Annotated in this window: 10 protein-coding genes; all 10 read left to right on the top strand. The window is 51.9% G+C overall.

The features are described 5' to 3' along the window. Positions 1-211: 211 nt before the first annotated feature. Positions 212-1,162: an ABC transporter ATP-binding protein gene (locus H9I35_RS08485; protein ID WP_187418989.1), complete on the top strand. Its 951-nt coding sequence runs from the start codon at positions 212-214 to the stop codon at positions 1,160-1,162. Next, a complete protein-coding gene (locus tag H9I35_RS08480; RefSeq protein WP_187418988.1) occupies positions 1,159-1,890 on the top strand; it encodes an ABC-2 transporter permease in 732 nt (243 codons plus the stop codon). Before H9I35_RS08485 ends, H9I35_RS08480 begins: the two co-directional genes overlap by 4 nt. Before the next feature lie 2 nt (positions 1,891-1,892). After that, positions 1,893-3,953: a GldG family protein gene (locus tag H9I35_RS08475; protein WP_187418987.1), complete on the top strand. Its 2,061-nt coding sequence runs from the start codon at positions 1,893-1,895 to the stop codon at positions 3,951-3,953. After that, on the top strand, positions 3,950-4,855 hold the full coding sequence (locus H9I35_RS08470; protein ID WP_187418986.1) for a DUF4340 domain-containing protein: 906 nt from the start codon (positions 3,950-3,952) through the stop codon (positions 4,853-4,855). Before H9I35_RS08475 ends, H9I35_RS08470 begins: the two co-directional genes overlap by 4 nt. Positions 4,856-4,999: 144 nt before the next feature. Then, entirely contained in the window at positions 5,000-5,347 is a 348-nt protein-coding gene (locus H9I35_RS08465) for an ArsR/SmtB family transcription factor (protein WP_187418985.1), read from the top strand. 133 nt (positions 5,348-5,480) lie between these two features. Then, complete coding sequence (locus tag H9I35_RS08460; protein WP_187418984.1) at positions 5,481-7,466, top strand: heavy metal translocating P-type ATPase; 1,986 nt, start codon at positions 5,481-5,483, stop codon at positions 7,464-7,466. A 125-nt stretch (positions 7,467-7,591) separates the two neighbouring features. Beyond that, positions 7,592-8,227 carry an aminoacyl-tRNA hydrolase gene (gene pth / locus H9I35_RS08455; protein WP_187418983.1) on the top strand — a complete coding sequence of 212 codons (636 nt, stop codon included), beginning with the start codon at positions 7,592-7,594 and terminating at the stop codon, positions 8,225-8,227. An 88-nt stretch (positions 8,228-8,315) separates the two neighbouring features. After that, positions 8,316-9,248 (top strand): nucleoside triphosphate pyrophosphohydrolase, encoded by a 933-nt coding sequence (locus tag H9I35_RS08450; protein ID WP_187418982.1) that lies wholly within the window; start codon positions 8,316-8,318, stop codon positions 9,246-9,248. 355 nt (positions 9,249-9,603) lie between these two features. Continuing rightward, a complete protein-coding gene (locus tag H9I35_RS08445; RefSeq protein WP_187418981.1) occupies positions 9,604-11,322 on the top strand; it encodes a DNA repair helicase XPB in 1,719 nt (572 codons plus the stop codon). Then, positions 11,316-13,439, top strand: coding sequence for a hypothetical protein (locus H9I35_RS08440; RefSeq protein ID WP_187418980.1), 2,124 nt, complete (start codon positions 11,316-11,318; stop codon positions 13,437-13,439). Before H9I35_RS08445 ends, H9I35_RS08440 begins: the two co-directional genes overlap by 7 nt. Positions 13,440-13,487 lie beyond the last annotated feature (48 nt).

Below are 13,487 nucleotides of genomic sequence, written 5' to 3'. Positions count from 1 at the left end.
CGAGTTTGCTTGGATGTTTGCAGAAGACGTATATACGTGCTGTTTTAATAAAATTGCACGAAATATGATACGCTTTATTTTGCAAACTCGACTATTCGACGTGTGCGCTTCGCTCGAAACTGCGCGCTGATGCGCTTGTTGCGAGATACGCGCACGACTAAAAACTTTTTCGGATGTTGAAACATCCTGCAAAAGTTTTTATGGAGGATATATGATAGAAGTTTCGCACTTGTCCCGAAATTACGGGGCATTCCGTGCGGTAAACGATGTGAGCTTTTCGATCCCCACGGGGCAAATCGTCGGTCTGCTCGGTCCGAACGGCGCGGGCAAAACGACGACGATGCGCATGATCACCGGTTTTTTAAAACCGTCCGGCGGTACGATTTCGATCGACGGTACGAACATCGAAGATGCAAGCGTCGCATCGAAACGAAAGATCGGCTACATGCCCGAAGCTGCGCCTCTTTACGGCGATATGATAGTCGAAGATTACCTGCGCTATATCGCGGACATGCAGGGCGAAAACGCCGATGAAAAAATTCCCCGCCTGTGCGAAGAGTGCGGTCTCAAAGAAGTGATGGATAAAAACATCTCAGAGCTTTCACGCGGCTACAGGCAGCGTGTCGGGCTCGCGCACGCGCTCATGCACGATCCTGAAATATTGATTTTGGACGAACCGACGAGCGGTCTCGATCCGAATCAAATCGGCGAAGTGCGGAACTTGATCCGCGAAATCGGAAAGACGCGCACGGTTATCGTTTCGACGCACATCCTCGGCGAAGTGGAAACGCTGTGCAGCCGCGTCATCATCATCGCAAACGGCAAGCTCGTCGCCGACAGTCCGACCGATGAACTGCGCGAACGATACGGTCATAAAGCAGCTCTCAAACTCACCGCAGGCGGATGTTCAAAAGACGATATCGCAGCCGAACTCAAATCGATTGCGGGCGTCGAAAATGTTTCGGCGGTAAGCGGAGAAGCCGTAAACGGAGATGCGGATGCGTTTTCTCTTCTCGTTTCGGTTTCGGGAACGGCTGAAGTTCGGCCGGCTCTTTTCAAAGCGATCGCAGCGAAGGGCGGCTGGTTATACGAACTTGCAATGCAGCGGAACAGTCTCGAAGACGTGTTTCACGAACTCACTACAGCGGAGGCGCAAAAATGAGCGATACGCTTAACAAAAAACATTCTCCCGCCGCCGTCATCATGAAGCGGGAACTCGCCGCGTATTTTACGAGTCCCGTCGCATACATCGTCACGGCACTCTTTCTCATCATCGCGGGTATAACCTTTTTCGTCTTTTTCTTTTTTCAAGATCGGGCGGAGCTGCGGAATTATTTTTCGCTCCTTCCGATTTTGCTTTCGTTTTTTATTCCGGCGCTGACGATGCGGTTGTTCGCCGAAGAAAAGCGAAGCGGCTCGATCGAAACGCTCATGACGCTTCCCGTCACCGAAAGCTCCGTCGCCGCAGGCAAGTGGCTTGCAGCCTTTTTAAGCGCTGCCGCCATGGTCGCTCCGACAATGCTGTACATCATTCCGCTTTTCATATTCGGCTCTCCCGATATGGGACCCGTCGTCGGAGGCTTTTTGGGCGCTTTCTTTTTGTGCGCCGCCTTTTCGGCGATCGGCGTATTCGCGTCGTCGGTTACAAAAAATCAAATCATCGCGTTTTTCACAGCCTTTATCATCTGCATTTCGCTGACGCTGATCGATTCGTTTTTGATTTTCCTGCCGGCTGAAATCGTCTCCGCACTGTCGTACATCTCCGCATCGTCGCATTTTTCATCGATCGCACGAGGCATCATCGATACGCGCGACCTCTTGTACTTCGCTTCGCTCACCGTATTTTTCTTTTATCTCACGGTGATCGTTCAGCAAAATGAAAGGAAGTAAAAATGAAAAAAATCATCAACTGGTTTCGCTCCCCTTCGAGCGATTTTGTGCTTCTCATCGTTTTATTAATTCTTGCAAACCTTGTCGGGCGCAGGGCCTTTTTGCGTTTCGATTTGACACGTCCGAAATCCTATTCGCTGTCGGAAGCGAGCAGACAGCTGGTCAAAACGCTCGACGAACCGCTGTCGGTCCGCGCCTTTTTCAGCAGCAACTTGCCCGCCCCGTACAGCACGACTGCGCAGTACGTACGCGACATCCTCGTCGAATACAAGGGAGCGGCAAACCGTAATTTTTCCTATTCTATCGTCGATATGAACAAAGCGGAAAACGAAATGCTCGCGCAGCAATACGGACTGCAGCAAGTGCAGATTCAGCAGCTTGCGAACAATGAAGTAGGCTTCAAGCAGGCGTATATGGGACTCGTCATCTCTTACGCCGACACAATCGAAACGCTCGACGGTATCACGTCGTCCGACGGATTCGAATACAAGCTTACGACGAAAATCAGCAAAATGATTTCGGCGGCGAACGTGCTTTCAGGCCTTCCGAAAGACGAGCGTATCAAACTGACGCTCTACGTAACCGATGCGCTCAAACAGTTCGACATACGAGGCTTCAACGATATAGAAAAGACCGTGCGCGAAGCGTATGAAAGCGTCAACAAGCAAAGCATGGGCAGAATCGATTATGAAAAAATAAATCCGTCTTCATCCGATTTGAACACGCTGCAGTCGCGCTTCGGCATACCGCTCATCAATTGGACGGCGGAAAACGGTTCGACAGGCTCGGGCGCGATCGGCCTCGTGCTGGAACACGGAAACGCCTTCCGTCTCATCCCGCTTTCGATGCAGCGCTCGCTCATCGGCTACGTCATCGCGGGGCTCGGAGAACTCGAACAATCGCTTTCGGAAAGTCTTCAAAGCCTGCTCTTAAAGGCGACGAAGATCGGCTACGTAACGGGACACGGCGAGGCGCCCCTTTATTCGCAGGCGGGAGCTTCCCCTCTCATATCCCTTACAAGCGATATGTACGAACTCGATGAAATCGATCTTTCAAAAGATGCGATCCCCGCAAATGTCGCGTCTCTCATCATCAACGGGCCGAAAACGGAATTCTCCGATGAAGAGTTGTATAAAATCGATCAGTTTATCATGCGCGGCGGCAACGCTCTCTTTTTCGTCGACCCCTTCGATTCGCAGGCAACCGGCTATTATCAAGCGCCGTCGTTCGCGCCGCTTTCGACAAAGCTCGAAAAATTATTCGACGCTTACGGCATCAAGCCGGAAACGAACTACGTACTCGATGAAAATTGCTATAAAGCTCGCCAGCAAAATTACGGAAACGTATCGTACTGGTGGGCACCCGTTATCCCTGCCGAACAGCTTGCAAAAAAGAATGCGATCACGGCAAATCTCGCGAGGATCCTTTTTCTGCAAACCTCCGCAATCGACACGAGCGGTGCCGAAAGCAACGCAGACGTAAAAGTGACAAAGCTCGTGCAGTCCTCTCCGAAATCGTGGCTGCTTTCGGACAATATCCAGCTGAGTCCGATGATGTCGCCGCCCTACGACAAGTCCGTCGAAAAAGCGGAAACGCTTGCTGCTCTCGCCGAAGGAAAATTCAAAAGCGCTTTCGATTCCGATCCCGCTTCATCTGCAGAAGGATCTCTTACGGCAAAAACGCACTTGCCTGAAAACGTGCAGAGCGGAAAAATCTTCGTCGCGGGAACGTCCGAAATCACCGGGCCGCAGCTCATCGAAGAAAACAGCTCCGAACCGATTGCGCTTTTTACGCGCAACGTCATCGATTATATGAACGGCAACGGCGATTTTTGCGCCATGCGTACGAAAGGGCTTTCGCTCAATACGCTGCATAACTCAGGAAGCGCGCTCGCATTTGCCGTGCAGTATTTCAACGAATTCGGACTTGCCGTCATCGTCGTCATCGCGGGCTTTATCGTGTGGCGCATGCGCAATAAACGCCGAGAACGCATCCGTGCAAAATACAATCCGAACGATGCGCGCATCATCGATACGAAATCGAAGGAAGGTGATACAAAATGAGCAAACGAAAAATAATTCTTTTGACGGCGTGCGTACTTTTGCTCGGCATATATATCGCGCAGCTCGCCTCTTCTCTGCGAAGTTCGGTAAAAAACAAAACGCTCGGCGCGGATCCCGATAAGCTTACAATCGAAAACGCGAGCGCCGTAATCGAGCTTGCAAAATCGGATGACGGTTGGACGGTCGGAGAAAGGCGCTACAAAGCGGATACGAATGGGGCCGACGCGCTTGTCAATGCGGTAAAAAATATACGCATACTCGACACCGTCGCTCAAGCCGGAAACGATGCGGTCGATGAGCGCTACGAAATCGACAAAGCAAATGCGATCGTCGCAAAGGCATATAAAGGAAACGAACTTGTGCGCACTCTCACGATAGGAAAAGCGTCGTCGACGGGTTCGCAGTCTTACGTTACGCTCGACGGCAAAAAAGACATATACCTCGTATCGGGAATGCTGCGCGACACCTTCAAAAAAGACGTTGCCGCCTTACGCAGCAAATCGGTGTACGCCGTCGATTCGAGCGGCCTCACCGCCGTTTCCGAAAGCATGGGAAGTACGGTGCTGACGATTGTAAAATCCGGCGATCCCGCTGCATGGACTGCTTCCGGAGGCGCGGCAAGCGTCGATGCGGAAAAAGCCGCGAGTTGGGCGGCATCGCTTGCAGCGCTCAATGCGGACTCATGGCTCGACGACGATTTTGTCCTGCCGCCCGCAAGCGAATCCGTTACCGTCATAACGGCAGGCGGCAAAGCGATTACGGTAAGCGTATATAAAGAAGGAGACGGCGACGATGCGAAATACTACGGTACGTGCAGCGAAACGCCGTACAAATTTGCGCTCTCCCGCTACTCCGCGGGAAAATACCTTAAAACCGCAGCCGATATAAGTGCAAAGCAGTAAAATCAATAATCGAAAAAACAAATCGAAAAAGGGACGGCGCCGCCGTCCTTTTTTTATTTACTTGACAAACAGTATTTTTAATGCTAATATATGAACAGTTGTTCATTTGTTTATATTAATAAAAATCGTGTATGGAGAATCGGCATGGTGAAAAAAAAGAGCGATAACGGACAAAGCGACAAGCGATTTCAGGATATTTTAAACAAATTACCCGACGAAGACGAACTGTTCGATTTGGCGGAGCTGTTTAAAATTTTCGGAGACTCGACACGCATAAAGATTTTGTTCGTACTGCTCGAATCGGATATGGCGGTAAACGACATCGCAAACGTTCTTAAAATGACACAGTCGGCGATAAGTCATCAGCTGCGCATTTTAAAAACGAACGGTCTCGTAAAATATACGCGAAACGGAAAATCGCTTATCTATTCCCTCGCCGACGGCCACGTAACGACGATCTTGAGCCAAGGCATCGAACATATAAGCGAATAAATCCGAGCAGTGCGGGACTTGCAACGAGCGCGAAGCGCGAAGTTCCCCGCGCAGGATTTATGAGCGCATCGGATAAAAGAAAAACGCTTTTAGCGTTTTTCGACTCTCGACTTAAAAGAATAAAGGAGGAGCTATGAGTCACGAATGTCACTGTCATGCCTGTTGTAAAAGCGGACATGAACATGAGCATGAAGAAGAGAGCGAATTAAGCGTCCGTGAAATCGTCATTGCGGCGGTGCTCTTTGCACTCGGCTTAATCGTCGAACACGCCCATTCTTTCAGAGCGATCGATTTTTCGCTCGGTAAATTCGCGTCGGCGGATGAACTTGTTTCTGTCCTGCTCCTGCTTGCAGCGTACCTCGTGTGCGGCAGGAGCGTCGTCATCGACGCGGTAAAAAATATTATTAAAGGAAATTTCTTCGATGAAAAATTCCTGATGAGCGTCGCGTCTCTCGGCGCCGTCGCAGTCGGTCAATATCCCGAAGCGGTCGGTGTCATGCTGCTTTATCAAATCGGCGAATACGCACAGGACAAAGCGGTCGACAAATCGCGCGATTCGATTCAATCGCTCATGGAAATCAGGCCGGACAAAGCATTCGTAAAACGCGGCGATAAAATAATCGAAGTATCGCCCGACGATGTGAACGTCGGCGAAACCATACTCGTGAAGCCCGGAGAGCGCATTCCGATCGACGGCACGGTCGTACAGGGAAAATCGTTTCTCGATACGTCCGCCCTTACCGGAGAAGCCGTGCCGCGCCGCGTATTCGTCGGAAGCGACGTTATGGCGGGCGCGATCAATACGGACAGCGTGATCGAAATCGAAACGACGAAGATCGCCGGAGAATCGGCCGCCGCGCGCATCATCGAACTGGTCGAAAAAGCGCAGGAAAAAAAAGCGAAATCGGAGCGCTTTATCACGCGGTTTTCAAAAGCGTATACGCCGATCGTATGCGTAGCGGCTGTTTTGCTTGCGCTCATTCCGTCCCTCATCACGGGCGATGCGCGCACGTGGGTATACCGCGCGCTCATCTTTCTCGTCGTCTCCTGCCCCTGCGCGCTCGTCATATCGGTGCCGCTCGGATTTTTCAGCGGCATCGGAACGGCAAGCAAAAACGGCATCCTCATCAAAGGAAGCGAATGTATTGAAAGGCTTGCGCGGACACAAACGGCGGTATTCGATAAAACGGGCACTTTAACAAAAGGCGTATTTGCCGTCACGGGAGTTCACCCGACGGACGAAGAGCGCATACCGGCGGACGAACTCATCACAATCGCAGCGCATGCGGAAACTTATTCGAATCATCCGATATCGAATTCGATCAAAGCGGCGCATTCGGGGACCTGCTGCAATCTCGTAAAGATCGCCGATGCGGAAGAGATAAGCGGAGAGGGCATCAGCGTCGTCCTCGACGGCAAGCGCATACTCGCCGGCAATATGAAACTGATGGAATCGCACGCGGTAGAAGGCATCGTTCCGTGCCGCTTAAACGATTTCGGAACGATCGTACACGTCGCAGTCGACGGACTGTATGCGGGACACATCGTCATCGCCGATCAAACGAAAGACGATGCGGCATTCGCCGTCAAAAAACTCCGGAAGCTCGGCGTCAAAAAAATCGTCATGCTCACCGGCGACAATAAAGAAACGGCGGAAAAAGTCGCATCCGAAATCGGAGTCGATACCGTTTTTTCGGAACTCCTTCCCCAAGATAAAGTCGATAAAGTGGAAGCGCTGCTTGCAGAACTCGGTGAAAAAACGCAGCGTCCGACGCTCCTCTTTGCCGGCGACGGCATCAACGATGCGCCGGTACTCGCGCGGGCCGACACGGGAATCGCGATGGGCGGACTCGGAAGCGATGCCGCGATAGAATCCGCGGACGCCGTCATCATGACCGACGAACCCGAAAAGATAGCGGACGCGATTTCGATTTCACGGAAAACCGTACGCATCGTCACCGAAAATATCGTCGTTTCGCTCATCGTAAAGATCGGCATCATGGCACTCGGCGCATTCGGCATAGCAAATATGTGGACTGCCGTTTTCGGCGATACGGGCGTAGCGCTCCTCGCCGTAGCGAATTCGATGCGCGTCATGTTTTGGAAAAAGCGAGGGTAATGCGAGAAAGCGGAAGCCGCATACCGGGATAGGGGGGAACGGGTGAGGACGCAGCGAATTAAATCATAATACATAGCATCCCCCTCCGATTTCCCACGCCCCCGTTTTTGTGTTATACTCCGTCTATGATTCGGCTTGTCGCTTTTCTCGGAAATTACGGGCGCACATACGAAAACACGCGCCACAACGCCGCATGGCTTTTTGCGGATTCATTGCCTTTTGCACACCGCCTTTCGTGGCAGCATAAATTCAAAGGCGCTTTTTGTTCGCTCGATGCATCCCGCCTCGCTTTTTGGGCGGACGAATATCACCTCGGCACTTCAAACACCCGAACCGCTTCCGACGCGATATATTTTTTAAAACCCGAAACCTATATGAACGCGTCTGGTGAAAGCATCGGCGAACTCGCAAACTTTTACAAACTCACGGCGGATCACATACTCGTCGTACACGACGAGCTGGAACTTCCGGCAGGCACGATCAGCTTAAAAAAAGGAGGAGGGCTCGGCGGACACAACGGTCTGCGATCGGCAAAAGCCGTTTTAAATACGGCGGATTTTTGGAGATTCCGCTTCGGCATCGGGCGTCCGGACAATCCCGACGTAGCCGGCTACGTACTCTCGCCTTTTACAAGCGACGAGCGCATAACGATGGCGCAAACCTTTACCGCCGCGGCGATCCCGTTTACCGAAGCGCTCCTTTCAAACGACCCGGCAAAACTCGTCGCGGCATGGAGCAAGAAAAAAGTGTGCGCCGACTGACACGGAAGAGAGGTTCTTTTCCGATCCGTATCCGCCGCACCGACGAATAATGCAGAATTATATATTAATAATTATTAAGGATTATATTATGAACGATATACAAAACGATAGAAACGCGGAAAAGGCCGCAGCTGCATACAAGCGGCTGTACGAAACGATACGAACGCTTCGCGCACCGGGCGGTTGTCCGTGGGACAGAGAGCAGACGCCGCTTACAATGCGGCGCGATCTGATCGAAGAAACCTTCGAAGCCGTGGACGCAGTTTCGGCAGGGGATGCGGCGCATGCAAAAGAAGAACTCGGAGACGTCATACTCAACGCATCGATGATCGCATATATGTACGAACAGCAAAACGATTTTTCCGTCGCGGAAGCTTTGGATGAACTCACCGATAAATTGATACGGCGGCATCCGCACGTCTTCCCGCAGAGCGAAGGCATGTCGGAAGTGACGGAAAAAGTGACGACGGGCGAACAGGTTTTAAATCAATGGGACAGGATCAAAGAAAACGTCGAAGGAAGAAAGCAACTGAAAACGATCCTCGACGAAGTGCCCGAAGGCTTTCCTCCCCTCCTCCGCGCGTATAAAATGCAAAAAAAAGCGGCAAAAAAAGGATTCGATTGGCAATCGATCGAAAGCGTCAAAGCAAAAGTATATGAAGAACTCGAAGAAGTGAGGGAAGCGTTCCAAGCGCTGCAGGATGCAAAGTCTACGGGCGACACATCCGGCTCAAAGACGGCAGCCGACAAAGACAGCACACCGCGCGCTCGCATGAGTCCTGCCGAACGCGCGGCGCTTCACCTCGAAGAAGAATTCGGCGACCTCCTCTTTGCCGTCGTCAATTATATGCGGCACTTGGGCGTCGATCCTGAAACGGCGATGGACAGGGCGAACCGTAAGTTTTACCGGCGCTTTGCGTACGTCGAAGAGCGAATGACAAAAGCCGGCATACCGATGGACGGCGATCACCTGCAAGACGAAGATGCGTTTTGGAACGATGCGAAAAAGGCGGGGCTGTAGCCGGACAACGGGCGCCTCTTCGGATCGTCAAATCTGCGGGAAATATTAATTCCTGCCGAGCAAAGGCTCAAGCACCTTAACCCGCGGGGTCCAGATTTCCGTTTTTAACCCTCACCGCCCTGCGCATTACCCCCGTTTCCGAATTGCAGATATTTTATACTTTTTCGGACGGAGCGGTTTTGCGATCCGGCCATCCGCACCTCGCTCACGCTCGTTCCGGCGGAACGCTTCGCGGTGCTCCTGTCCGGCGTAGGCCGAACGGAAAACTGCGCATTAGTGTAAAAAGTTTTCGTTTACAACAAAAAAAATTCATTTGCGTTGCGCGATATACCCTTTCGGTATATAATATACTGTTATGCAAAACGATAAGCCGCTCATCGTTCAAAGCGATAAAACTCTCCTGCTCGACGTTCACGCGCCGAAAGCCGACGAATGCCGGAACGATTTGATTCCGTTCGCGGAGCTCGAGCGTTCGCCCGAGTATTTGCATACGTATCGCTTGACGCCGCTGTCGCTGTGGAATGCGGCGAGCGCAGGTTTTACGGCGGACGATATCGCGGCGGTTTTGAAAAGGTACAGCCGCTTCGATGTGCCGCAATCGGTTATCGTGTGGATGCGTGAAACGGCGGAGCGTTTCGGAAAACTCAGGCTCGTCGCTTCTCCTTTTTCGGATGCGGAAGAATATCTCATACTCGAAACGGATTCCGAACGCATCTACCGCGAACTGTGCGTAAACCGCGGACTTGCAAAATATTTATTAATCGATGAAGACGGCGGACGGTGCTTCCGTGTCCGCCTCACCGACCGCGGCACGGTAAAGCAGGAATTGATAAAGGCGGGCTGGCCGGTAAAAGACGAAGTGCCGCTCGCAGACGGAGAAGCGCTCGACATCCGCCTGCAAAAAACGACGTCGAACGGAACACCGCTTGTCGTCCGCGAATACCAGATTGAAGCGGCGAAAGCGCTCGTCGGGGACAAAGGCCCCGGCACGGGATTCGGCACGATCGTGCTTCCGTGCGGCGCGGGCAAAACGATCGTCGGTATGCAGATCATGGACATGCTCAAAACGAGCACGCTCATCGTTACGACGAATATCACGGCCGTCCATCAGTGGATCGCGGAACTCGTCGATAAAACGAATCTCGCTGCGGACGATATAGCCGAATACACGGGCGAAGAAAAATCGATCAAGCCGGTGACAGTCGCGACGTATCAGATATTGACGTGGCGGCCTGAAAAAGACGGACCCTATCCGCATTTTTCGCTCTTTCGAAAACGAGCGTGGGGTTTGATACTCTACGACGAAGTGCACATGCTGCCCGCTCCCGTTTTCCGCGTCGTTGCGGAACTGCAGGCGGTACGCCGCGTGGGGCTGACGGCGACGCTCGTGCGGGAAGACGGCTGCGAAAACTACGTATTCAGCCTCGTCGGACCGAAGCGTTACGACGTTCCGTGGAAAGAGCTCGAACAGTCCGGCTGGATCGCCTCTGCGGAGTGCATCGAAGTGCGTCTCGATTTGGATAGCAATGAAGAAATCCGATACGCCGTCGCAAACGCGCGAACGAAGCATCGCATCGCAAGCGAAAATCCGATAAAAGATCAGGTCGTGCAGGAAATCATCGATCGTTTTCCGAACGATAAAATCCTCGTCATCGGGCAATACATCGACCAGCTTGAAAAACTCGCGCGTATGCTGCATTCTCCCATCATCACCGGAAAGACGCCCGTATCCGAACGCGATGCGATCTACGGCGAGTTCCGCAGCGGCAAACTCCACGTGCTCGTCGTTTCGAAAGTCGCAAACTTCGCGATCGATCTGCCGGACGCATCGCTCGCGATCCAAGTGTCGGGTACATTCGGAAGCCGTCAGGAAGAAGCACAGCGGCTCGGGCGCATACTTCGGCCGAAAGAACGCACGGCGCGATTTTTTACGCTCATCACGCGGAACACGGTCGAAGAAGACTTCGGTGCGAATCGGCAGAAATTTCTCGCGGAGCAGGGATATTCGTACCGCATTGTCAGGTATCGCGACGAAAGCGATTTCGATGAAATTACGGAAGAGAGCCTATGTTGAACGAATCCGATAAAAAACGGCGCACGGCTTTATGGCAAGCATCTCTCGCGATGCTCCCCGACAGCCGCTTTTTCGATATGCTGCGCGCTTATCTCGGGAAAATAAAAACGCCGTACAACAAACAAAACCTCATCGAACAGCTGTCTTCTTTTTTTTGCAGGGAGCAAAACAGAAAAAATCTCCTCACGCTGCTCGACGACTTCGACGAAAAAATCATCACCGCCCTCATCCTCGTTCCCGAGGCGACGCAAAAAAAACTTTCGGATTTTTTTTCCGGAGAATACGTTTCTTCGGAAATTGCCGCACGGCTTTCAAATCTCACCGACAGATTAATAATTTTTAAAGACGAATCGGACAAAGACGGCTCCGAGCGCCTGCATATAAATCCGCTGCTTGAAGATTTGCTTGTTCCTCGTATCGATATCGCGCGCATCATCCCCGAAGCGCAGTACGCATCCCGCACGGAAGGCGGAAGTTTTTCGATCTCACCCGAATTTATCGCCTCCGTCGTTTGCTATATCGCCGAAAGGCCGGATCTTTGCAAAGCGGACGGGAGTTTAAAAAAAATCGATGCGGCACGGCTTCAAACAGTGTTCGCCTGCGGGACCGTCCCCGTTCAAACGCTCATTACCGCATTATTGAATTTGTCGCTCGTCAAACGAAACGAAAACGGCATCTCAGTCGATTATACGCGATTGCTTTCGTTCGCGGAGCTTCCTCCGAAAAAGCAATACGCATACCTCACGGCTGCATCAAGCGCTTCGCTCGATCGGGAAGGACTTCGCTCGTACGCAGAACTCGTTCTCGACGTTGCAGCCTCCCTTCCCGATTCAGGCCTTACGAAACGCAGCCTCCTCAGATGTATGTTGCTGCTCGGAAGTTCCGAACGCGCACAAAGCCGTTTCCGTGCGCTCATCGATCGATCGCACGGTAGAAGCGACGACGGAAGCGATGCGCGTCTGCCCTTCGACCGCATCGTCGATGCTGCGGAAACCTTCGGCCTCTTTACCGTCGCCGGAAAGACGAAAGAAGACGATGCGATTTACCGTGTCGGAAAAGCGCTTTCGGATGAAAAAAAAGCGGATACGAACGCACGATTCGTTTCGATCAATTCGGGCTTTACGGTTACGCTTTTGCCGGGGCTCCCGCTCAAAGCGCTTTTACCGCTGTCGATTTTTTTACGCGTCGTCAATTTCGATACGACGGTCGAATTCGAAATCGATAAAGCGTCGGCGATCCGAGCATTCGATTTCGGATACACCGCCGAGACGATCCGCTCGCTCCTCGAAAAATACACCGCGCACGGCGTTCCGCAAAATCTCCGTGTCAGCATAGAAGACTGGCAGCAACTCTATTCGTCGGCGATTTTGTATAAGGGCTACGTTTTAAAACTCGACGAAAAAAATTCAAAGCTCATCGAAAAAAATCCGAAAGCGGCGCGCTTTATTCAAACAAAATTGGCGGAGGGAATCTACCTCTTGAATATTTTGAGCGACGAAGATGCGGCGGTATTCTGTAAAGAGAGCGGCTTCGACTGTATCGGTAAAATCAATAATCTCGGTGCAGCGCAAGGAAATATTGAATCCTCCGCTCGAACGAAAAGCGACGCAGCCGACCGTATGCCGCCGTCCTTTCCGCCGATCGGAAACGGTGAAAATCGATTCAAAGACATTCGGAAAAATAACGCGGATCGCCCCGAAAAAAAGCAGCGCGACAAACTGCTTTCGGATCTGCACCGCACGCTCGCGTCGCTCGATCTTTCCAAAGCGCAAAAAGAAAATCTTTCAGCCCGCATCGACAATAAAATCATTTTGTCGACGGAACAACTCGGTAAAGATACCGTTCGCTCCGAAGGTGCCGAAGCGGGCGGCATGGATTTTCTCGGCAAAGTGCGGCTAATCGAAAGCGCGATCGCATCCGGCGATATGATCGAAGTGCGTATGCCGAAATCGGACGGTTCGGCAAAACTCGAAACGATTTTATGTACGCCGCTTTCGATTTCAAAAGCGAGCGGAGACGCGGAAGCGATCGTACGTATAGAAGCTGCAAAAAAAACGGTAACGCTTTCGGTCGGGAGAGCTGCCAATATAAAACTTATTAAAACTTCGATTTTTTAATAAGACGGATCCTGATGCAAAGCAATGAGGCTGCCGGATATTTATTGC

This window comes from Treponema sp. Marseille-Q4132, assembly GCF_014334835.1.
GTDB classification, from domain to species: Bacteria; Spirochaetota; Spirochaetia; order Treponematales; family Treponemataceae; genus Treponema_D; species Treponema_D paredis.
This window is presented reverse-complemented; position numbering and strand designations above follow the sequence as displayed.